Below are 20,834 nucleotides of genomic sequence, written 5' to 3' on the forward strand. Positions count from 1 at the left end.
ATTGTGCGCCGCCCGTGGAAGGCTCACCGGCACCGACGAGAAAGGCGGATCCAATGACACCGGATGGCGTCGCCGTAGCCGTCATGATCATCCTGCTCTTTCCAATGGGCTATTTCACGCTGGCTTCTCCCGCCTTCCTGCTCGTGAAGCTGGATATCCAGCCCGTCGCCCAGCTTTTGCGCGGGATGTTCAATGCCCATTTTCTGGTGATGCGCGTTGCAGGGCTCATTGGAACGGTCGCTTTCCTGCTCGACGGTCGTCTGGTCGCCGCGATGGGCGTCGGCCTGGTTGCAGCCCTGGCGATCTGCGGACGCCGCGGGTTCATGCAACGGATGGACGACCAGCTCAGCGCCAGGGAGGCCGGCGATGCCGAAGCCCCGCGCCGGCTACGCCGACTGCATTGGAGTGGAATGCTGGGCAATGCGGTGCTGCTCGCCGCTCTGCTCGCGGGTATTCCCTACGTTGCGACCTCAGGGTGACGAACAGCGAAACTGCGATGGCGCTTGATGCGCCGCGTCCCTAATGCTCGCCCGCGGCAACCGCGCCCTGTTGCGCCTTGTGGATCGAGGACGGCACCACGCCGAAGTATTTCCGGAACACCCGGCTGAAATGCGATGAGCTGGAGAAGCCCCAGGAGAACGCGACGTCGGTGATGGTCTTGCCGGCATGAGCCTCGAGCTCCTGACGGCAGTTCTGAAGACGGGCCTGCCAGATGTAGTCGCTCACCGTGGTGCCGCGCTCCGAGAACAGCATGTGCAGATAACGCTTGGAGCAGCCGAGCTCGGCCGAGATCTGGTCGATGCACAGATCCGGATCGCGCAAATGCTCGCGGATGAAGAACTGCGCGCGCACATACGTCGCTTCGGGCCCGACGCGGTCGAGCATCGTGTCCGCCTCGCGCAGCGGCAGCAGCAAGAGGTCGATCAGCGAATCGGCGACGCCGACCGCACTGTTCGCCGACAGCTTGGCCGCTTCGTCGAAGGTCGCATGGACGAAATCATGGGCTATCCGCCCCGTCCCCGTGCGTGACGTCAATTTGCAGGCGGGCATTCGCTGCGACGGGAATCCCCGGTCGCGCAGCAGCGCCTTCGGCACGATCACCACGTCGTGGCGCGTGAAAGCGGGGCTGATGATCGAATGCGGGCACGAGACGTCATAGGCGATGATGTCGCCCGGGTTCAGCTCGATGTGGCGGCCTTCCTGCTCGAAATAGGACACACCGTAAGTCTGGAAGTGGATCTTGATATACGGGTGTTCATTGGCCTTGGCACGCGCCAGCGTGTGCGCGATGCGATGCTGGCTCACCTCGATCTGGCAGAGCTTCAAGCGCGAGACGCTGGTGTAGTCGATGCGGCCTTCGAGCGAAGAGGCTTCCAGCGGATCGACATCGAAATGCCCACACAGGCTCGTCAGCCCGTCGATCCAGCTCTGAATCTGTCGCTTCGGCGTCATTCCCGTCGTCGAGAGCGTGTGAATTGTGTCGGACATTAATCCAGCCACTGGTTTGATCCGGAAATTTGACGCGAATCGCGAGCCGCGCTGCCGGAGCCCTGAGCCGTGATTGCGTGACGTTTACCTCGATTTTGAGCGATCTTTTGGAACGAGCGCCATCGTTCCACTGCCACCCTTGAAAGTTAATCCTCCGCCTTAGTTGCAGCGCCGTCAAGGGGAACCTGAGCGTCGAAGACGGTCTCAAAGCGCTACGGAAGCTGCTGAATTCGCTACTGCAAAATCAAAATCTTCGTACCCGTGCGCTGTCAAGCAAAGCAGCTTCTCTCTCGGGCAAGTTTCCCGATGATGAAGGCGTTACGGATTACATCAGGAACAACAAGAACGGGCCGCTCCTGCACGCGGACCCGTAGCTCTCATCAGGAGGAGAAAACACCACAGCATCGTTTCTGGTCCCAAACGTGACCGCCCTGCACGAGCAGACGCCGGACGAGAAGCCCGGCGATTGAGCAATGCTTCGGAAACAATAAAACGAAATCAACGGAGGAATGACTATGCGCAAGGTGCTACTGGCGACCTTTCTTGGCTCCGCGGCAGCTCTCGCTGTCGGCAGCGCCTCAGCCAATGATGAGCTGAACAAGATGTCGCAGAACCCGAAAGATTGGGTAATGCCGGCAGGCGACTACGCCAATACCCGCTATTCCAAGCTGAACCAGATCAACGCACAAAACGTGGGCAAGCTCCAGGTCGCCTGGACCTTCTCGACCGGCGTGCTGCGCGGCCATGAAGGCGGCCCGCTCGTCATCGGCAACATGATGTACGTCCACACGCCGTTCCCAAACAAGGTCTACGCCATTGACCTTTCGCAAGAGAACAAGATCGTCTGGAAGTACGAACCGAAGCAAGATCCGAACGTCATCCCGGTCATGTGCTGCGATACAGTCAACCGCGGCCTGTCTTACGGCGACGGCAAGATCTTCCTGCATCAGGCTGACACCACCCTGGTCGCGCTCGATGCTAAGAGCGGTCAGGTTGCATGGACCGCCAAGAACGGCGATCCCGGCAAGGGCGAGACCGGCACCTCGGCGCCGCTCGTGGTCAAGGACAAGGTTCTCGTCGGCATCTCCGGCGGCGAGTTCGGCGTTCAAGCCCATATGACCGCTTACGACATCAAGACCGGCAAGCAGGTCTGGCGCGGCTATTCGGAAGGGCCGGATGACCAGATCCTGGTCGATGCCGAGAAGACCACCGCGCTGGGCAAGCCGGTCGGCAAGGACTCCAGCCTCAAGACCTGGCAAGGCGATCAGTGGAAGATCGGCGGCGGCGCCACCTGGGGCTGGATCTCCTACGATCCCGAGATGAACCTGATCTATTACGGCTCGGGCAACCCATCGACGTGGAATCCGAAGCAGCGTCCCGGCGACAACAAATGGTCGATGACAATCTGGGCGCGCAATCCGGACACCGGCGTCGCCAAGTGGGTCTATCAGATGACGCCCCATGACGAATGGGACTATGACGGCGTCAACGAGATGATCCTCTCGGACCAGCAGATCAACGGCCAGGCGCGCAAGCTGCTGACGCATTTCGATCGTAACGGCCTCGGCTATACGCTCGATCGCGGCACCGGCGAACTGCTGGTCGCGGAAAAGTACGATCCGAAGGTGAACTGGACCTCCGGCGTCGACATGGACAAGAACTCGCCGACCTATGGCCGTCCGAAGGTGCTCGACGCAGCTTCGACCGACAAGGCGGGCGAGGACCACAACGTGAAGGGCATCTGCCCGGCCGCGCTCGGCACCAAGGACGAGCAGCCGGCAGCCTACTCGCCGGACACGCAGCTGTTCTACGTTCCGACCAACCACGTCTGCATGGACTACGAACCGTTCAAGGTGAGCTACACCGCGGGTCAGCCCTATGTGGGTGCGACGCTCTCGATGTATCCGCCGCAGGGTGAAACCCATATGGGCAACTTCATTGCCTGGGACGGCAAGACCGGCAAGATCGTCTGGTCGAACAAGGAGCAGTTCTCGGTCTGGTCGGGTGCGCTCGCAACCGCCGGCGGCGTGGTGTTTTACGGCACGCTCGAAGGCTACCTGAAGGCGGTCGACGCCAAGACCGGCAAGGAACTCTACAAGTTCAAGACTCCTTCCGGCATCATCGGCAACGTCAATACCTATGAGAATGGCGGCAAGCAGTATGTCGCCGTGCTCTCGGGCGTGGGCGGCTGGGCCGGCATCGGTCTGGCGGCGGGTCTGACCGATCCGACCGCCGGTCTCGGCGCAGTCGGTGGCTACGCGGCACTCAGCAACTACACGGCGCTCGGCGGTACGCTGACCGTGTTCTCGCTGCCCAACTAAGCCTCTGCAGCATCGCTCCGGCGCGTGGATCAGCTCCACGCGCCGGCTCGTCTCACCGAATGCCGTCCGAGGAAAATCTCTTGCGTAAACTCTGCTCTGCCATTGCTGCGATGTTCTTGGTCGCGTCCGGGGGAATTGCCGTCGCGGACGGCTCGGGCGATCCGACCGCCGTCACGCAGAACGAAACCGGCGAATGGCTCGATAAGGAAGGCAACCCGACTTACAAGGTCACTGAGGGGTCCGTCGACTGGTACACCTACTCCGGATATCGCCGTTATCACTCGGACTGCCATGTCTGCCATGGCCCGGATGGAATGGGCTCGACCTACGCGCCGGCGCTGAAGGATTCGCTGAAGACGATGAGCTATGCCGACTTTCTCGGCGTCGTCGCTTCGGGCCGCAAGAATATCTCGACTGCCGCAGACAACGTGATGCCGGCCTTCGGCGATAACCCGAACGTCGCCTGCTACATGGACGATCTCTATGTCTATCTGCGTGCCCGCTCGAATGAGGCCTGGGGCCGCACCCGACCGGGCAAGCACGAAGACAAGTTGGACACCTATACCAAGAACGAAGATTCGTGCATGGGCAAGAAGTGAACGTGCGGAGCTTGACCAGACCTGGTTCTTGGCGCCTTGCGAGAATTTGAGGAGTTACCGATGAAGACACGTGCCGCCGTCGCTTTCGAAGCCAAGAAGCCGCTCGAGATCGTCGAGGTCGACCTGGAAGGACCGAAGGTCGGCGAAGTCCTGGTCGAGATCAAGGCGACCGGCATCTGCCATACCGACGCCTACACGCTCGAGGGCTTCGACAGCGAAGGAATCTTCCCGTCAATCCTGGGCCATGAGGGCGCGGGCATCATCCGCGAGATCGGTCCCGGCGTGACCTCGGTGAAGCCGGGCGACCACGTCATCCCGCTCTACACGCCGGAATGCCGGCAATGCAAAAGCTGCCTCAGCCAGAAGACCAACCTCTGCACCGCGATCCGCGCGACGCAGGGCAAGGGCGTGATGCCCGACGGCACCAGCCGCTTCTCCTACAAGGGCAAGCCGATCTACCACTACATGGGCTGCTCGACCTTCTCGAACTTCACCGTGCTGCCAGAGATCGCGGTCGCCAAGATCCGCGAGGACGCACCGTTCGACAAGAGCTGCTACATCGGCTGCGGCGTCACCACCGGCGTCGGCGCCGTCGTCAACACCGCCAAGGTCGATCCGGGCTCCAACGTGGTCGTGTTCGGCCTCGGCGGCATCGGCCTCAACGTGATCCAGGGCGCCAAGATGGCTGGCGCGGACAAGATCATCGGCGTCGACATCAACGACTCCAAGGAGGAATGGGGACGCCGGTTCGGCATGACCGATTTCGTCAATCCCAAGAAGATCACCGGCGACATCGTCCCGCATCTCGTGACCCTGACGGACGGCGGCGCCGACTACACCTTCGACTGCACCGGCAACACCACAGTGATGCGCCAGGCGCTGGAAGCCTGCCATCGCGGCTGGGGCACCTCGATCATCATCGGCGTTGCCGAATCCGGCAAGGAGATCGCCACCCGTCCGTTCCAGCTCGTCACCGGACGCAACTGGCGCGGCACCGCCTTCGGCGGCGCGCGGGGCCGCACCGACGTGCCGAAGATCGTCGACTGGTACATGAACGGAAAGATCCAGATCGACCCGATGATTACCCACACGCTCAAGCTCGAAGATATCAACAAAGGCTTCGACCTGATGCATGAGGGCAAATCGATCCGTTCAGTCGTCGTGTTCTAGCTCGAAAAGCGTCACCCCAAGGAGGATCGACCCATGACTGTTGCACTCCATCCCTCGATCGACAACGGCATTAAACAGGGCAGCGGCAGCTTCGCCGGCGGCACGCTCGCGTGCAAATGCAAGGACCATCAGGTCAAGGTCGCCGTCAAGGGCGACGTCGCGCATAACCACGCCTGTGGCTGCACCAAGTGCTGGAAGCCCCAGGGCGCGAATTTCTCCGTCGTCGCCGTGGTACCGCGCCAGAACGTTACCGTGCTCGAGAACGGCGACAAGCTCCAGGTCGTCGATCCCTCCGCGGTGATCCAGCGCCACGCCTGCAAGGCTTGCGGCACGCACATGTACGGGCGGATCGAAAACAAGGACCATCCGTTCTACGGCCTCGACTTCATCCACCCCGAACTGTTCCAGGAACAGGGCTCGGCAGCGCCGCAATTCGCCGCCTTCGTCTCTTCGGTGATCGAATCGGGCGTGAAGCCGGAGCAGATGGGCGGAATACGGGCTCGGTTCAAGGAGCTTGGACTTGAGCCCTATGACTGCCTGTCGCCGGCGCTGATGGACGCGATCGCGACCCATGTAGCGAAGGCCAAAGCCGCCTGAGCAAGGCTGCCTGACGTTTGCCGCGCCCCGTCCGCTCGCTGGTTCCACCACCGCCAACGAGCCGGACGGGTCCGGCCCCGGGACCATCGCGGCGACGCCGCCGCTTCTCCACTCTGCTTATCTGAGGGCCGTCAGCTCCCTCAGTCCTGGTCTCTGAATGACTGCGCAGGGCCGCCGGCTTCCTGCTTGAAGTCCGTGGCGCTTGCGTTTCTCCCTCCCTCGACTGAGGCATCCTTGCTTCGTCCGCACAGTTGTTCTGGCGGACGAAGCTTTTTTCATTGTGCCCATTTCGAGAAGCGCACGGCGTGATGCCGCGCCCTGCTTTTGACAAACCTTGGTTGCAATCTTTTCCCGTCGAAAACAGCTGACCAAAGAACACTTGGCTGTGAACGCCGGAGCGAAGCGATCTCTGCTACGATTGCGTCGTGACGATGCCGCGCGATTCAATAATCAAGAACAATACGGGAGGTATCGAGCACATCCGGACATGACATTCGCATTCCTGCTTCCTGCCGGGATCTGCCCGCGCGGGGGACGACGGCCGGAATACGACACGACGCAGCGGGCATTGCACCGACCGACGTCGGGATGCTTTTGAAATCAGCAAGCTTATGAAATTGGCAAGCTTATGAAGAGCGAGGGACGATCATGATCAAGGTGAAGATCAATGGCCAGGAACAGAGCTGGGACGGCGACCCGGATCTCCCGCTACTCTGGTTCCTGCGCGACGAGGCCGGGCTGACCGGCACCAAGTTCGGCTGCGGCCAGGCCCTGTGCGGCGCCTGCACCGTCATCGTCGACAAGGAAGCCGTGCGCTCCTGCATCACGTCGATCAACGACGTCGCCGGCCGCGAAGTCACAACGATCGAGGGACTGCATCCGAACGGCGATCACCCGGTGCAGAAGGCCTGGCGTCAGCTCAACGTTCCCCAATGCGGATTCTGCCAGGCAGGCCAGATCATGCAGGCGGCTGCGCTGCTGATGGACAACCCAAAGCCGTCGCACGACCAGATCCGCGAGGGGATGTCGGGCAACATCTGCCGCTGCGGCTGCTACCAGCGCATCGAGAATGCGGTCCATCTCGCATCAACGGGAGTGTGACATGAATTTCATCGACAACCCCGAGAAGCTTCGTGGCTTCGAAAAGAGCATCCGTGTCGAAAAGATCTCGCGCCGCAGTATCCTGAAGGGACTCGGCATCACCGGCGGCTTCGTGCTCGCCGCCCCCGTGATGTCACGCCAGGCGTTCGCCTATGAGACCGGCGCCGGCAAGATGCCGCATGGCGTCGTAGTCGATCCGCGCGTGTTCGTCGCCGTCGCGCCCGACGGCACCGTCACCATCCTCGCCCACCGCGCCGAGATGGGCACCGGCGTGCGCACCAGCCTGCCGCTGATCGTGGCCGAGGAGATGGAAGCCGACTGGTCGAGGGTCAAGGTGGAACAGGCCCATGGCGACGAGGTCAAGTTCGGCAACCAGGACACCGACGGCTCGCGCAGCACGCGGCATTATTTGATCCCGATGCGCCAGATCGGTGCTTCCGCCCGCACCATGCTGGAGCAAGCCGCCGCGAAACGCTGGGGTGTGCCGGCGACCGAGGTGAAGGCCGTCAACCACGAGGTCGTTCACAGCGCGACGAGCCGCAAGCTTGGCTTCGGCGAGCTCGCAGCCGATGCCGCCAGGGAATCGGTACCGAGCATCGAAGGCCTCAAGCTGAAGGACCCCAAAGACTTCCGCTATCTCGGCAAGGGCCAAATCGGCATCGTCGATCTCCACGACATCACCACCGGCAAGGCGCGTTACGGCGCCGACGTGCGGCTGCCTGGCATGAAGTATGCCGTCATCGCGCGCCCGCCGGTGACCGGCGGCAAGCTGGTCTCGTTCGATCCGGACGCAGCGCTGAAGGTGCCCGGGGTCGAGAAGGTGATGCAGGTGCGCGGCTGGCCGTGGCCGTCGAAATTCCAGCCGCTCGGCGGCGTTGCCGTGATCGCGCGCAACACCGGCGCGGCGATCAAGGGCCGCGACGCACTGAAGCTGACCTGGGACGACGGGGCCAATGGCAAATACGACTCCGTCGCCTACCGCAAGGAGCTCGAGGAGGCCTCGCGCAAGCCGGGTCTCGTCGTGCGCCAGGAAGGCGACGCCGATACTGCTCTGAAAGGCGCCGACAAGGTGGTCGTCGGCGAATATTATCTGCCGCACCTCGCCCATGTCAGCATGGAGCCGCCGGTGGCGGTCGCCGACGTCAAGGGTGACAAGGCGGAGATCTGGGCGCCGGTGCAGAGCCCCGGCGGCACCCGCGAGGACGTCGCAAAAACGCTCGGCGTTCCCGAGGGCAATGTCACGGTCAACGTCACGCTGCTCGGCGGCGGTTTCGGCCGCAAGTCGAAATGCGACTTCGCGCTCGAGGCCGCGCTGCTGTCGAAGGAGCTCGGCGCGCCCGTCAAGGTGCAGTGGACGCGCGAGGACGACGTCCGGCACGACTTCCTGCACACCGTCTCGGTCGAGCGGATCGAGGCGGGGCTCGACAAGAGCGGCAAGGTGATCGCCTGGCGTCATCGCAGCGTCGCTCCGACCATCGCCTCGACGTTCGCGGCGGGTGCCAAGAACGAGGCGCCCTTCGAACTCGGCATGGGCCTCGTCGACATGCCGTTCGAGATCGCCAACATCTCCTGCGAAAACCCGGAAGCCGCGGCGTTCACCCGCATCGGCTGGTTCCGCTCGGTCTCGAACATCCCGCGCGCCTTCGCGGTGCAGTCGATGGTGGGCGAAATCGCGCATGCGACCGGCCGTGACCAGAAGGAGACGCTGCTCGCGCTGATCGGCAGCCCACGCATCGTCAAGCCGGCCGTGAAGGACATGTGGAACTACGGCGAGCCCTTGGACAGCTATCCGATCGATACCGCGCGCCTGCGCAAGGTGGTCGAGCTGGTCGCCGAGAAGGGCGGATGGGGCCGTCAGGTGCCGAAGGGCCACGGCCTTGGCATCGCCGTGCACCGCAGCTTCGTCAGCTATATCGCGACCATCGTTGAGGTGGCCGTCGACGACAAGGGCAAGCTGACGGTGCCGCGGGTGGACACCGCCATCGACTGCGGTACCTATGTCAACCCCGAGCGCATCGCCTCGCAAATCGAGGGCGCGGCGATCATGGGCTTGAGTCTCGCCAAATACGGCGAGATCACCTTCAAGGATGGCAAGGTGCAGCAGAAGAACTTTGACGACTTCCAGGTCCTCAGGATGGACGAATCTCCTGCGGTGACCAACGTCTACATCGTGCCGCCCGGACCCGACACGCCGCCGAGCGGCGTCGGCGAGCCCGGTGTCCCGCCGTTCGCGCCGGCGCTGATGAACGCCATCTTCGCCGCGACCGGAAAACGCATCCGCAACCTTCCGCTCGGCAAGCAATTGGAAGCGTAAAGGCGGGAACACAAGGCGGCCTCGCGCCGTTTGCATCGATCTGACAGGAGCAGATCGATGACCCATATCTCAAAGGCGCTCGCAGTTTCGCTGTCGAGCGCCTTTCTTTTGACGGCCACTGGCGCCTTCGCCCAGAGCACCACGATGCCGCCGACCACCGCGACGCGCCCGAGCACGCCGGACCAGAACTCCGTGCCCAACGCCAATGCCACGCCCCCATCGACCACCCAGACCACCGGGCAGCACAATCCCGATCCCAAGGTTCGTGAGATGAACCAGAAGGAAAAGGACAAGGTCGAGCGCGAGGGGAAGTAGACTTCTGGCGTTGCGTGCGACCGCATCGTCATGGCCGGGCTTGTCCCGGCCATCCGCGAGCTTTGCTCTGACACGAAGACCATGGATGCCCAGGACAAGCCGGGCATGACGATTTCGTGGCACGGACAGCAATCCCATCGCGCACGCAAAATGCGGCGGACGCTGCCGTCCGCCGCATTTGCCCCCTGATACTCCGCTTCTTTCGATCCGCCAGCGGAGCCTACTTCTTCAGCGCGAACACCCAGACGACGCCGCCCTGCGGCACGTTGGCTTCGATGCCGATATTGTTGGTCACGAGTGCATCCTGGATGCGCTGCGCATCCACGCCCCATCCCGACTGGATCGCGATGTATTGCGTGCCGTCGATCTCATAGGACACCGGCATGCCCATGATGCCGGAGTTGGTCTTCTGCTCCCACAACAGCTCACCACTCTTGGCGTTGAAGGCGCGGAAGTTGCGGTCGTTGGTGCCCCCCACGAAGACCAGATCGCCTGCGGTCGCCGTCACCGATCCGAACAGCTGCGACTTCGGGAAGTTGTGTTGCCACATCTTCTTGCCCGTGACGGGATCCCAGGCCTGGAGCTCGCCGAAATGATCCGCGCCCGGCTTCGTCTTCAGCCCGATGTCCTCCGGCTTGGTGCCGAGCCAGAGCTCGCCGGGCTTGAGCGGAACCTTCTCGCCGGTGAAACCACCGCAGAAATTCTCGTTGGCGGGCACGTAGACGAGGCCGGTCTTCTGACTGTAGGCCGCCGACGGCCAGTCCTTGCCGCCCCACAGCGACGGACAGAACTCCACGCGCTTGCCGACCATCGGCTTGTGCGCGGGATCGACGATCGGCCTGCCGCTCTCCGCATCGATGCCCTTCCAGACGTCGGTGGAGACGAACGGCCAGCCGGCGACGTAGTTGATCTTGGTCGGCGTGCGCTCAAGTATCCAGAAGATCGCATCGCGTCCCGGATGGACCAGACTCTTGATGTTGCGGCCGTCGCGTTGCAGGTCGATCAACATCGGCGCTTCGACCTCGTCCCAATCCCAGGAATCGTTCTGGTGATACTGGTGATAGGTCTTGATCTTGCCGGTGTTCGGATCGAGCGCGAGCACCGACGAGGTATAGAGATTGTCGCCAGGATGCATCTCGCCCGGCCAGGGCGCGGCGTTGCCGACTCCCCAATAGATCGTCTTGGTGTCCTTGTCGTAATTGCCGGTCATCCAGGCCGAGCCGCCGCCATTCTTCCAGTCGTCGCCCTGCCAGGTGTCGTGGCCGGGCTCACCCTCGCCGGGAATGGTATAGGTCCGCCACAGCTCCTTGCCGTCCTTGGCATCATAGGCGGCGACATAGCCGCGCACGCCGAACTCGCCACCGGAGCCGCCGACGATGACTTTGCCGTCGACGATCAGCGGCATCAGGGTCATGTACTGGCCCTTCTTGTAGTCCTGCACCTTGGTGTCCCACACCACCTTGCCGGTCTTGGCGTCGAGCGCGACGACATGGTCATCGGTGGTGGCGAGATAGAGCTTGTCCTCCCAGAGGCCGACGCCGCGGCTGGTCGGATGCAGCTGGAACAGATCGTCGGGGAGCTGCCGCTTGTAGCGCCAATATTCGTCGCCGGTCTTGGCGTTTAGCGCGATCACCTGCCCCATCGGGGTCGCCACGAACATCACACCGTTGTTGACGATCGGCGGCGCCTCGTGGCCTTCGACGACGCCGGTCGCGAAGGTCCAGACCGGGGTGAGGTTTTTCACATTTGAGGTGTTGATCTGGTCGAGCGGGCTGTAGCCCTGCCCGTCATAGGTCCGCCGGTAGAGCATCCAATTGGCGGGCTCCGGGTTTTCCAGCCGCTGCGCGGTGACGGGTGCGTAGTTCTCGACGGGGCCTGATACGGCGGCGGTCGAGGCAAGAGTCGAGGCAAGACACGTGAAGGCGACGAAGCCGGACAGGTACCACTGCTTCCTGGTCATGGACGTTCCCCTTTTTCATCCGTTTGAATTCTTGTTTTGAATTGTTGTTTTGAATTCGTTGTCGTTCGTCCCGTCGTCCGCCCATCGGCGGACGCGGCCTCTTGTGACGCGGGCGCGACCCGCACGTCCATCATCCCGGCTGCGCGCCACCTACCTTTCCGATGAAGTTGCCGGCGACGCTGAGCGAACCGTCAGCGAGCGCCAGCGGCAGCGCAGCGAGCCGTCGCGGCGCCGGCCCGAACACGACCTGTGCGCCCGCGCGAGGATCGTATTCGGAATTGTGGCACATGCACTTGAACACCTCCTTGTCGCCGACATCGCTCTTCATCCAGGCAGTGACGGGACAGCCGGCATGCGAGCAGATCGCCGAATAGGCGATGATGCCGTCGACGGCGCGCGCTTTCGTCTGCTCGTCGAGCTCGGCGGGGTCGAGCCGGATGATCAGGATCTCGTTGAGGCGCGAGGCGCTGCGCACGACCGATGTCTTCGGGTCTTTCGGCCAGGCATGCACCGGCGGTCCGCCGGACGGTACATCGGCTGCGGCAATGAGTTTCCCCTCCTGATCGCCTTCCGAGAAGACCAGTACATCGCCCTTCTGCGGCCGCTCATCCGAGCCGGGCGGTTCCTCGCCCGCATGCACTTGCGCGGCACAGCCGAGGCAAGCGGTGGCGAGCGCACCGAGCAGAAGCGCTCGCCGCGTCTGCTCGGCATGCGCGTCGCCTTCAGGTTCCACAACATTTTCGGACGATGATGGACTGATGGTGAACGGTGCGCTCGACATGTGCGCTAGCTGGCGCCGGAACTCTGCCGAAAAAAAGGCAAAGAATTGGCGCCGCAATGCATCAATATGGCTTTGCTCGCTTTGATTGAGCGAGAATGAAAGCAATCAGCCGCGTTTTCGCAATATCAACATCACATTGCGTGCTTCGCATGATGATTTTGCAGACCAGACCGATGATGACGGAATTGCTGCGCCGCCTTATCCCGTAGCACGCAAAACCGAAACAAGCTGGCTGCGTCAAGGCCTGAGCACGTGACGTGGCGCGGCGATCCGACCCGCCAGGGTGGCCGACGCCATCTCAAAGCTGTCGGCGATGCGGCGCGCCTTGTCGATGAACAGCGCGGCCGCCGCCGGCGGACAGACCTCGCGCGCGGTCTGTTCGAACAAATCGAGCCAGCGGTCGAAATGATCGCCCACCAGGCTCAGCGGCATATGCGCCCGCATCGGCGAGCCCTGATAGCGGCCGCTCATCAGCACGACCGACGACCAGAAATCCATGAGCTTGGCGAGATGTTCGTCCCAGTTCTGCACCCTCGCGAACACCGGGCCCAGCAGTGCATCCTCGCGCACGCGGCCGTAGAAGCGGGTGACGAGTTCCCCGATCATGTCTTCGGTGATCCCCGTGCGCTCGATTGCATCCTGGGTTAGCAAGTTCCGCCGCGCGGTCGCAGCCTCGCGCTCGGCCTTCAGTCGATCCGACATGTCCTCTGTTATCCGTTCCGTTATCCCGCAGGCCGCCCGTTCGACATTGTCGGGCCAATTGCGCGCGGCGTCTTTGTCGCAGCGCAAATTGCGGGGTCCGGCGGCGAGCACTAAACGCCCGCCGCCTGCGCCATTGTCAGGCGCTGTAGGTATAGAAGCCCTGTCCCGTTTTGCGGCCGAGATGGCCGGCGTCGACCATTTCCTTGAGCAAGGGGGCCGGACGGTATTTAGGGTCGTTGAAGCCTTTGTAAAAGACCTCCATCACCGACAACATGGTGTCGAGCCCGACGAGGTCGGCGAGCGCCAGCGGCCCGATCGGATGGTTGCAGCCGAGCTTCATGCCTGCATCGATCTCTTCCGCCGACGCAATCCCCTCCTGGAGCGCGAAGATCGCCTCGTTGATCATCGGGCACAGGATGCGGTTGACGGCGAAGCCGGGGCTGTTCTTGGCCGTGATCGCCACCTTGCCGACGCGCTTGGCGAAATCCAACGCCTTGGCGTGGGTGTCGTCGGAGGTCTGCAGACCGCGGATGAGTTCCAGCAGCGCCATCACCGGCACCGGATTGAAGAAGTGCATGCCGATGAAGCGGTCGGGGCGGTCGGTCGCCGCAGCGAGCTTCGTGATCGAGATCGAGGAGGTGTTGGTCGCGAGCAGTGTGCGCGGCGACAGCGTCGCGCAGAGATCCTTCAGGATCTTGACCTTGAGTTCCTCGTTCTCCGTCGCGGCCTCGATGACGAGATCGCAATCCACGAGCTTCGCGCGGTCGGTGGTGCCGGTGATGCGCTTGAGCGTGGCGTCACGGTCGCTGGCCGACATCTTCTCCTTCTTGACCAGGCGCTCGAGGCTGCCGCCGACGGTCGAAATGCCACGGTTCACCGCCGCATCGGAAATGTCGACCATCACGACCGGAAGCCCGGCCGCGGCACAAATCTGCGCGATGCCGTTCCCCATGGTCCCTGCCCCGATGATGCCAACGGTCTGGATCATTGCCTCAAATCCTTCATCCTTACGGACGTGCCATACCGGCTTCGCCCCATTGTTCCTGCATCAGGGTCTAGCACCGCTCCCGGGCGGGTGCGACCTGATCCTGTCCCTTCCTTAAAGCATCCAACGCTGGAATAAAGCCGCCTTTCGGTCGCGAAACGGCATGATTTGGCCCCCCGGCCTGCTTGGCTGAGCTATCTGCAGCATCCTGCTCCCGGGAGCGCCGAGGGTCTGGAGGACTGGGCTCGAGGCTGGAGCGCCTCAACCGAGACGAAGCACCTTGCCCGGGTTCATGATGTTCTTGGGATCGAGCGCCCGCTTGATCGTGCGCATGATGTCGAGCTCGGTCCGCGAGCGATAGTGCTGCAGCTCGTCGAGCTTCTCGATGCCGATGCCATGTTCCGCCGAGATCGAGCCGCCCATGGAGGTGACGAGATCGTTGACGGCCCGCGTGATCGCCGCGGAATATTGCGAGAGCGTATCGAGGTCCATGCCCTTCGGGCCCATGAAGGAGAAGTGCACATTGCCGTCCCCGATGTGGCCGAGCGGATAGGGGCGGATCGCCGGCAGGATTGCGAGCACGGCCTCAAGACCGCTGTCGATAAACTCGGGAATCCTGGAGACCGCGACCGACACGTCGTAGCTCAAGCCCGGACCTTCGGCGCGCGATGCCTCGGCCACGCTCTCGCGAATCCGCCACATGTTGCGCGACTGCGCTTCGGTTTGCGCGATCACCGCATCCAGCACCCGGCCCGCCTCGAGCTGGTCGGCCAGGAACTGCTCCATCCTGTCCGACATGCCCGCGCCGACGTCCTGCCGTGGCCGGGCTGATGACCATTCGAGAAGGAGATACCATTCGGTCTCGGCCTTGAGAGGATCCTGGGTGCCAGGAATGTGGCGCAGCACCATGTCGGTGCACGCGCGGCTGACGAGCTCACAGGAGCCGACATTGTCATCGGAAGCGGCATACGCCGCCGACAGCAGGTCGATGGCTGCCTTGGGATCGCGAATTGCGAGCCATGCCGTGCACACGTCTTTCGGCGCCGGCCAGAGTTTCAGCACCGCCTTGGTGATGATACCGAGCGTCCCTTCGGCGCCCATGAACAGATGCTTGAGGTCATAGCCGGTGTTGTCCTTCTTGAGTGCGCGCAGGCCGTCCCAGACATCGCCATTAGCCAGCACGACCTCGAGACCCAACACCAGATTTCGCGCATTGCCGTAACGCAGCACCTGCACGCCGCCGGCATTGGTGGAGAGATTGCCTCCGACCATGCACGAGCCCTGAGCACCCAGGCTGAGCGGAAAGAGGCGGTCGTGGCGCGCGGCCGTGTCCTGAAGCGTCTCCAGGATGCAGCCCGCCTCCACGGTCATGGCATAGCCGATGGGATCGACATTCAGCACCTGGTTCATGCGACCGAGCGACAGCACGATGCCGCAGTGTATCGGCCACGGCGTGGCACCCCCCATCAGGCCGGTGTTGCCACCTTGCGGAACGATGGCAATGCCGTTGTCGTGGCAGAGCTTGACGACAGCGGAGACTTCCGCGGTGCTGGCCGGACGCACGACCGCGGCGGCCTGCCCCGTCAGCGTGCCGCGCCAGTCGGTCACGAAGGGCTGCTTGTCTTGCTCGTCCAGGATCAGCCCTTTGTCGCCAACGATTGCCCGCAAGCGGTCGAGAACGGCCGACGTCACGCGCCCGGTCGGAATCGAGGGAGCGGTGGGAAAGGCTGCACCCGGCATGTATTCCTCTCTTTCGGCTGTTCTGCGCCATGGGGCGCACCGGCCTTCATTTTTTTTCTATTCTCGGCGGTGGCGCGACGACCCTAGCACATGGGTCGCGCTTGCGGGAATGTCCCCGGCAACAAGGCTTGCGCAGATTTACCTGGACTGCTGAATGCAAGCGCACTTTCGCGGAGGTCCCGCATAGCTTAGTGTGGCCCGATCAAATTCGGATTGGAGATCATGAGCCGTTTCTGGAGTCCGGTCGTCCACACGCTTTCGCCCTACGTCCCCGGCGAGCAGCCGAAGCAGGACGGAATCGTCAAGCTCAATACCAACGAGAATCCCTACCCGCCCTCGCCGCGCGTGCTGGCGGCGATCGCATCGGCTGCGGAGCGACTGCGCCTCTATCCCGATCCGCGCGCCACACGCCTGCGCGAGGCGATCGCGGCCCATTGCGATGTGGCGCCCGAGCAAGTCTTCGTCGGCAACGGCTCCGACGAGGTTCTAGCCCACACCTTCCAGGCTCTTCTGAAGCACAATACGCCGCTTCTGTTTCCCGACGTCACCTACAGCTTCTATCCCGTCTATTGCGGCCTCTATGGAATAGCGCACGACGAGGTGCCGCTCGATGCCGCAATGAGGATCGATATCTCCGGCTACAGGCGACCATCGAGCGCCGTCCTTCTCTGCAATCCGAACGCTCCTACCGGCATCGCACTTCAGCGGGACGCAATCGCATCGCTGCTCACCGAACAGCCGGACCGGCTGGTCGTGGTGGACGAGGCCTATGTCGATTTCGGTGCCGAGAGCGCCGTGCCGCTGGTCGCACACCACGACAATCTGCTGGTCATCCAGACCTTCTCGAAGTCGCGCTCGCTCGCTGGCCTGCGGGTTGGTTTTGCCATCGGCCAACGACCGCTGATCGAAGCGCTGGAACGGGTGAAGGACAGCTTCAACTCCTATCCGGTCGATTGCCTCGCCATCGCCGGTGCCGTCGCCGCGATCGAGGACGACGGCTGGTTCCGAGAGACCCGGGCCCGTATCATCGCAAGCCGCGAAACGCTGGCCCGCGACCTTGGACAACTCGGCTTCGAGGTGCTGCCGTCGCTTGCAAACTTCGTCTTCGCGCGCCATCGAAAGCGGAGCGGAGCAGATCTCGCGGCAGCACTTCGCCAGCGTGGCGTTCTGGTCCGGCATTTCGGAAAGCCGCGGATCGAGGACTTCCTGCGCATCACGGTCGGGACGGAGGCCGAGTGTGCCCGGCTTGTAGAAGTGCTGCGCGGCTTGATCTGAGCCCGGCGGTCTCGGCATCGGCCAATGTCAAAGGATGCGGCCGAAGGTGGGCCTCGTGCCATGCCCGCCCGCGGCTTTGATTTCCGGTCAAATTCGGGGTACCAAACCGCTCCGCCGCTGCTTTGCACGACGATACCCTCAGGGAAATATACGTGAAACACCTCCGCAGCGCCGAGATCGACGCTCCCAAAACATTGTGGCCGGCGCCGAAGCTCAGGCACGGATGAACGACTTCGCGCGATCCATCGGCGCCGCATTCACGCTGATCGGCGAGGCCGATTCAGAGCTTCTGGGCATCGTCGGACTGTCGGTGCGCGTCAGCCTCACCGCCAGCATCGTCGCGCTTCTGATTGGTGCACCGTTCGGAGCCCTGCTTGCGATCACCCGGTTTCGCGGGCGGCAGGTCATCATTGTCCTGACCAATGCCTTGCTTGGCCTTCCGCCGGTCGTGGTCGGGCTCGCGCTTTACCTTCTGCTGTCGCGGTCCGGCCCGCTCGGGGCGGCCGGCCTGTTGTTCACGCCGGCGGCCATGGTGATCGCGCAGGCGCTGCTCGCGACACCGATCGTGGTCGCACTGGTGCACCGGCCGGCGAGCCTGCTGTGGGCGGAATATGGCGACCTGGCACGGATCGACGGGCTGTCAACGTTGCGCAGCATCGCACTTTTGTTCGCGCTGGGCCGAACCTCGCTGCTGACGGCCTTTCTCGCAGCCTTCGGGCGTGCGATCGCCGAGGTTGGCGCCATCCTCATCGTCGGCGGCAACATCCGCGGCTTCACGCGCACGATGACGACCGCGGTCGCGCTGGAGACCAGCAAGGGCGACCTGCCGCTGGCGCTCGGGCTCGGGTTGATCCTGCTTGCCCTCAGCGTCGCAGTGTCGACTGTCGCCTTCCTGCTAGTGGGACGCGTTGGGGAAAAATAGCTGCTCGCCTCCGACCTTGTAGCCGGCGATGGCCTCCTGCCCCTTGGAAGAGATCAGCCAATCGATGAAGGCCTGCCCGTCCTGCGCCTTGACGTTCGCATGCTTGGCCGGATTGACCAGCATGACCCCATACTGGTTGAACAGCCGCTTGTCGCCTTCGGTCAGGACGGCAAGCTCGCCGCGGTTCTTGAACGACAACCAAGTGCCGCGGTCCGACAGCAGATAGGCATTCGACGACGACGCCATGTTCAGGGCCGGGCCCATGCCTTGGCCGATCTCGCGATACCAGCCGTCCTTGGCGGCACCGAGGTCGACGCCCGCGTCCTGCCAAAGCCGCAGTTCGGCCGCGTGCGTGCCGGACTTGTCGCCGCGCGAGATGAACGGCGCCTTCGCGGCTGCGATCTTGCGTAGCGCCTCGGCCACGTCCTTGCCGCCGGCGATCTTCGCGGGATCGCTCTTCGGCCCGACAATGACGAAGTCGTTGTACATGACGTCAAAGCGCTTCACGCCCTGCCCTTCGGACATGAACTTGTCCTCGGCAGGCCTGTCATGGACGAACACGACGTCTGCATCGCCGCGTCGCCCCATGTCGAGCGCCTGCCCCGTGCCGACGGCCACGACCTTGACGTCGATGGCCTCGGCCTTCGAGAACAGCGGCAGCAAATAGCCGAACAGCCCCGACTGTTCCGTCGATGTCGTCGAGGCCACGGTGATGGTGCGATCCTGCGCGAATGCGATCGTGGACCAGAGCAAAACCGCTGCGAAGGTCAGTATCCTTTTCATGCGTCGTCCTTACACCAGATGCCGGATTTTCCAAACCCTGCGGCCGGTGGAGCCGTGCAGGGAACCTCGACATTCGCCGCAACGCGCTTGGTCATCATCCCTGCGGCGCTCCCCTGTGAGGAACGTCCGCTCCGCGCGCAAGTTGTTGCCGAGTCAACCCAGGAGGAAACCAGATGAAGAAGATCATTTTGGCATCCGCGTGCATCATGGCGCTGGCGACCGGCGGCGCCTTCGCGCAGACACAACCCGCCCCAGGCGCATCCGGACAAGGCGACGTCGGTCCTTCCTCGCGAGGCCCCGCGACCAAGGGTATGACGACCGGCACGTCGTCGAACATGCAGAACGAGGCCGCCGACAGCAAGGGCAAGCAGGCTCCGAGCGCCGGTGGCAGCAACACGAACAACATGGGCAGCCAAGCCGGCGGCGGCGCGGGCGCGGGCGCGGGCTCCGGCTCCGGCGCCGGAAAGTAGGCCGGTATCGATCGAAAATCTGGAGAGGGCGGTCAGTCCCTCTCCAGATAGGGCGGGCTGAGCGTCGTCAGCGTCGGGACGGTACCTCGTGACGGCGCGGATTGGCCGCGGCTCGGCTCTTTCACCCAATCATCTTCGTGCAGCCAAAACTTGTCATTGCCGACGACGTACGCGAACGCGACGCGCGCGTCACGCAGGGCTAGATGTTCTGCAATTGGTCCCATCCACATTGACATCAGTGTGACAGCCGGGGATTTTTACATTGCTGGCGAATCAGCGATGGCCTCAAGCCGAGTACCTCTTGGACAACTCCCAGTGCTTTCGAGACTGATATCGTTGCTGCGCCGCATCCCCGCGGTGAATTGGGCGTTCACCCGGCTTCGGCCCTCGCCGCAGGGCGGCAGCATTGATGTCGCACCTGATACGGCAGACGCTTCGCTCGCCCGCATTGCCGAAATTGCAGAAGCCGCTCCGGCGCTCGACACCCGCATCAGCGCGGATGCGTCGCACTGCGATCCCGCGGTCGCCGCTTCAGCCGCCGAAGACGACACCGCCAGTCCCGTCATCGCGGAGAGCCGGTCGGAAGCGCCAGCCGAGGTCAGCGTCAGCGACGATTCATTCTGGGCGACGCTGACGGAAGTCGAGCCAGTCGTCGTGGAGGAAGCTTCAGTCGCGACCATCGACGTCGACCGCAAGCCGGTCGACGTCCCCGAACTCGTCACCAACAGCGATCCATCGTCCGAACTCGCGGCCGACGCCGAGCCCGTTGTCGCGGAGGTCTCGTCTGTCCGTATTGAACTCGCTCCGGTTGATGCGCCCGCTCTCGTCGTCAACGGGGCTCATTCCTCTGTCGTCGATCTCTCCGCCAGTGCCGCGGAAATCTCCGCCGACACGCCCAGCGCCGTCACGATTATCGAGCCTGCTCCGGCTCTCGTGTCTCCGGCTCTGGAGGTCCTCAGTGCACCGAAAGCTCGCCCGAGAGCCGCAGAACCCCTCGACCGCGCCGCGCTGATCCGGCAGCGCTGGGCGGAGACCGGGATCAGGATGTGGAATCCGCGACTTCACGGCGCCGGCGACGCCGCGCTGAACATCCAGGGCAGCGCCAGCCTGCTGCCGCCCGCGCCCGGCGAGACGATGCCGCGCTACGACAAGCTGGAATTCAGGATACTCGGCGGACAGATCGTCTGCGAAGGCGTCATCGTCGAGGCGCCCGTGCAGGCGAACCATCGCAGCTTCACCTCGCTCGCCGGCGCTGGAAAACTCGAGCGGGTCCGCGAACCCGTGCGGGAACGCCAGGCCGCGCTCGCCTGA

19 protein-coding genes are annotated in these 20,834 nt (G+C 63.4%); 12 read left to right on the forward strand and 7 right to left on the reverse strand.

Annotated elements, in window-relative coordinates; translation table 11 throughout:
• Positions 1–53 precede the first annotated feature (53 nt).
• A complete protein-coding gene (locus tag IVA88_RS29565) occupies positions 54–479 on the forward strand; it encodes a hypothetical protein (RefSeq protein ID WP_247500723.1) in 426 nt (141 codons plus the stop codon).
• Positions 480–519: 40 nt separating this feature from the next.
• Here IVA88_RS29565 and IVA88_RS29570 read toward each other — a convergent pair whose 3' ends face one another.
• Positions 520–1,488 carry a helix-turn-helix domain-containing protein gene (locus tag IVA88_RS29570; RefSeq protein ID WP_247500724.1) on the reverse strand — a complete coding sequence of 323 codons (969 nt, stop codon included), beginning with the start codon at positions 1,486–1,488 and terminating at the stop codon, positions 520–522.
• 515 nt (positions 1,489–2,003) lie between these two features.
• Here IVA88_RS29570 and xoxF5 point away from each other — a divergent pair.
• From xoxF5 to IVA88_RS29605, 7 genes are all read left to right on the forward strand, one after another.
• Complete coding sequence (xoxF5, locus tag IVA88_RS29575; RefSeq protein ID WP_247501223.1) at positions 2,004–3,809, forward strand: lanthanide-dependent methanol dehydrogenase XoxF5; 1,806 nt, start codon at positions 2,004–2,006, stop codon at positions 3,807–3,809.
• A 110-nt stretch (positions 3,810–3,919) separates the two neighbouring features.
• Positions 3,920–4,408: a c-type cytochrome, methanol metabolism-related gene (locus IVA88_RS29580; protein WP_247501224.1), complete on the forward strand. Its 489-nt coding sequence runs from the start codon at positions 3,920–3,922 to the stop codon at positions 4,406–4,408.
• Between the two features lie 60 nt (positions 4,409–4,468).
• Entirely contained in the window at positions 4,469–5,578 is a 1,110-nt protein-coding gene (locus tag IVA88_RS29585) for an S-(hydroxymethyl)glutathione dehydrogenase/class III alcohol dehydrogenase (protein ID WP_247500725.1), read from the forward strand.
• Positions 5,579–5,611: 33 nt separating this feature from the next.
• Positions 5,612–6,175 (forward strand): S-(hydroxymethyl)glutathione synthase, encoded by a 564-nt coding sequence (gene gfa / locus IVA88_RS29590; RefSeq protein ID WP_247500726.1) that lies wholly within the window; start codon positions 5,612–5,614, stop codon positions 6,173–6,175.
• Positions 6,176–6,823: 648 nt separating this feature from the next.
• Entirely contained in the window at positions 6,824–7,276 is a 453-nt protein-coding gene (locus IVA88_RS29595) for a (2Fe-2S)-binding protein (protein WP_247500727.1), read from the forward strand.
• 1 nt (position 7,277) lies between these two features.
• The gene (locus tag IVA88_RS29600; RefSeq protein WP_247500728.1) at positions 7,278–9,590 is read left to right on the forward strand and encodes a molybdopterin cofactor-binding domain-containing protein; all 2,313 of its coding nucleotides are present in this window, start codon (positions 7,278–7,280) and stop codon (positions 9,588–9,590) included.
• Positions 9,591–9,647: 57 nt separating this feature from the next.
• Positions 9,648–9,905, forward strand: coding sequence for a hypothetical protein (locus tag IVA88_RS29605; RefSeq protein WP_247500729.1), 258 nt, complete (start codon positions 9,648–9,650; stop codon positions 9,903–9,905).
• A 220-nt stretch (positions 9,906–10,125) separates the two neighbouring features.
• On the opposite strand, the gene IVA88_RS29610 is transcribed toward IVA88_RS29605, so the two are convergent.
• The 5 genes from IVA88_RS29610 to IVA88_RS29630 all read right to left on the reverse strand — a co-directional run bounded on the left by IVA88_RS29610 (position 10,126) and on the right by IVA88_RS29630 (position 16,073).
• Entirely contained in the window at positions 10,126–11,865 is a 1,740-nt protein-coding gene (locus IVA88_RS29610; RefSeq protein WP_247500730.1) for a methanol/ethanol family PQQ-dependent dehydrogenase, read from the reverse strand.
• A 130-nt stretch (positions 11,866–11,995) separates the two neighbouring features.
• Complete coding sequence (locus IVA88_RS29615) at positions 11,996–12,646, reverse strand: Rieske 2Fe-2S domain-containing protein (RefSeq protein WP_247500731.1); 651 nt, start codon at positions 12,644–12,646, stop codon at positions 11,996–11,998.
• A 237-nt stretch (positions 12,647–12,883) separates the two neighbouring features.
• Positions 12,884–13,348 carry a group III truncated hemoglobin gene (locus tag IVA88_RS29620; RefSeq protein WP_247500732.1) on the reverse strand — a complete coding sequence of 155 codons (465 nt, stop codon included), beginning with the start codon at positions 13,346–13,348 and terminating at the stop codon, positions 12,884–12,886.
• Positions 13,349–13,484: 136 nt separating this feature from the next.
• On the reverse strand, positions 13,485–14,336 hold the full coding sequence (locus IVA88_RS29625) for a 3-hydroxybutyryl-CoA dehydrogenase (protein ID WP_247500733.1): 852 nt from the start codon (positions 14,334–14,336) through the stop codon (positions 13,485–13,487).
• Positions 14,337–14,594: 258 nt separating this feature from the next.
• The gene (locus tag IVA88_RS29630; protein ID WP_247500734.1) at positions 14,595–16,073 is read right to left on the reverse strand and encodes an FAD-binding oxidoreductase; all 1,479 of its coding nucleotides are present in this window, start codon (positions 16,071–16,073) and stop codon (positions 14,595–14,597) included.
• Positions 16,074–16,295: 222 nt separating this feature from the next.
• On the opposite strand from IVA88_RS29630, the gene hisC reads away from it, so the two are divergent.
• The gene (hisC, locus tag IVA88_RS29635; protein WP_247500735.1) at positions 16,296–17,348 is read left to right on the forward strand and encodes a histidinol-phosphate transaminase; all 1,053 of its coding nucleotides are present in this window, start codon (positions 16,296–16,298) and stop codon (positions 17,346–17,348) included.
• A gap of 223 nt (positions 17,349–17,571) precedes the next feature.
• Positions 17,572–18,270, forward strand: a complete 699-nt coding sequence (locus tag IVA88_RS29640; protein ID WP_247500736.1) for an ABC transporter permease — start codon at positions 17,572–17,574, stop codon at positions 18,268–18,270.
• On the opposite strand, the gene IVA88_RS29645 is transcribed toward IVA88_RS29640, so the two are convergent.
• Positions 18,244–19,053 (reverse strand): substrate-binding domain-containing protein, encoded by an 810-nt coding sequence (locus tag IVA88_RS29645; RefSeq protein WP_247500737.1) that lies wholly within the window; start codon positions 19,051–19,053, stop codon positions 18,244–18,246. The two genes, IVA88_RS29640 and IVA88_RS29645, sit on opposite strands and share 27 nt — an antisense overlap.
• A 173-nt stretch (positions 19,054–19,226) precedes the next feature.
• Here IVA88_RS29645 and IVA88_RS29650 point away from each other — a divergent pair, with 173 nt between their 5' ends.
• The gene (locus IVA88_RS29650; RefSeq protein ID WP_247500738.1) at positions 19,227–19,523 is read left to right on the forward strand and encodes a hypothetical protein; all 297 of its coding nucleotides are present in this window, start codon (positions 19,227–19,229) and stop codon (positions 19,521–19,523) included.
• A 315-nt stretch (positions 19,524–19,838) separates the two neighbouring features.
• Complete coding sequence (locus IVA88_RS29655; RefSeq protein WP_247500739.1) at positions 19,839–20,834, forward strand: hypothetical protein; 996 nt, start codon at positions 19,839–19,841, stop codon at positions 20,832–20,834.

This window comes from Bradyrhizobium sp. 149 (assembly GCF_023073915.1).
In the GTDB taxonomy this organism is placed as follows: Bacteria; Pseudomonadota; Alphaproteobacteria; order Rhizobiales; family Xanthobacteraceae; genus Bradyrhizobium.

What these genes read in the sequence shown, in the direction of transcription:
- gfa (WP_247500726.1), top strand. Translation starts at nt 5,612, where the DNA reads ATGACTGTTGCACTCCATCCCTCGATCGACAACGGCATTAAACAGGGC.
- IVA88_RS29620 (WP_247500732.1), bottom strand. Translation starts at nt 13,348, where the DNA reads ATGTCGGATCGACTGAAGGCCGAGCGCGAGGCTGCGACCGCGCGGCGG.
- hisC (WP_247500735.1), top strand. Translation starts at nt 16,296, where the DNA reads ATGAGCCGTTTCTGGAGTCCGGTCGTCCACACGCTTTCGCCCTACGTC.
- IVA88_RS29610 (WP_247500730.1), bottom strand. Translation starts at nt 11,865, where the DNA reads ATGACCAGGAAGCAGTGGTACCTGTCCGGCTTCGTCGCCTTCACGTGT.
- IVA88_RS29615 (WP_247500731.1), bottom strand. Translation starts at nt 12,646, where the DNA reads ATGTCGAGCGCACCGTTCACCATCAGTCCATCATCGTCCGAAAATGTT.
- IVA88_RS29595 (WP_247500727.1), top strand. Translation starts at nt 6,824, where the DNA reads ATGATCAAGGTGAAGATCAATGGCCAGGAACAGAGCTGGGACGGCGAC.
- xoxF5 (WP_247501223.1), top strand. Translation starts at nt 2,004, where the DNA reads ATGCGCAAGGTGCTACTGGCGACCTTTCTTGGCTCCGCGGCAGCTCTC.
- IVA88_RS29570 (WP_247500724.1), bottom strand. Translation starts at nt 1,488, where the DNA reads ATGTCCGACACAATTCACACGCTCTCGACGACGGGAATGACGCCGAAG.
- IVA88_RS29600 (WP_247500728.1), top strand. Translation starts at nt 7,278, where the DNA reads ATGAATTTCATCGACAACCCCGAGAAGCTTCGTGGCTTCGAAAAGAGC.
- IVA88_RS29650 (WP_247500738.1), top strand. Translation starts at nt 19,227, where the DNA reads ATGAAGAAGATCATTTTGGCATCCGCGTGCATCATGGCGCTGGCGACC.
- IVA88_RS29605 (WP_247500729.1), top strand. Translation starts at nt 9,648, where the DNA reads ATGACCCATATCTCAAAGGCGCTCGCAGTTTCGCTGTCGAGCGCCTTT.
- IVA88_RS29645 (WP_247500737.1), bottom strand. Translation starts at nt 19,053, where the DNA reads ATGAAAAGGATACTGACCTTCGCAGCGGTTTTGCTCTGGTCCACGATC.
- IVA88_RS29585 (WP_247500725.1), top strand. Translation starts at nt 4,469, where the DNA reads ATGAAGACACGTGCCGCCGTCGCTTTCGAAGCCAAGAAGCCGCTCGAG.
- IVA88_RS29580 (WP_247501224.1), top strand. Translation starts at nt 3,920, where the DNA reads ATGTTCTTGGTCGCGTCCGGGGGAATTGCCGTCGCGGACGGCTCGGGC.
- IVA88_RS29625 (WP_247500733.1), bottom strand. Translation starts at nt 14,336, where the DNA reads ATGATCCAGACCGTTGGCATCATCGGGGCAGGGACCATGGGGAACGGC.
- IVA88_RS29630 (WP_247500734.1), bottom strand. Translation starts at nt 16,073, where the DNA reads ATGCCGGGTGCAGCCTTTCCCACCGCTCCCTCGATTCCGACCGGGCGC.
- IVA88_RS29565 (WP_247500723.1), top strand. Translation starts at nt 54, where the DNA reads ATGACACCGGATGGCGTCGCCGTAGCCGTCATGATCATCCTGCTCTTT.
- IVA88_RS29640 (WP_247500736.1), top strand. Translation starts at nt 17,572, where the DNA reads ATGAACGACTTCGCGCGATCCATCGGCGCCGCATTCACGCTGATCGGC.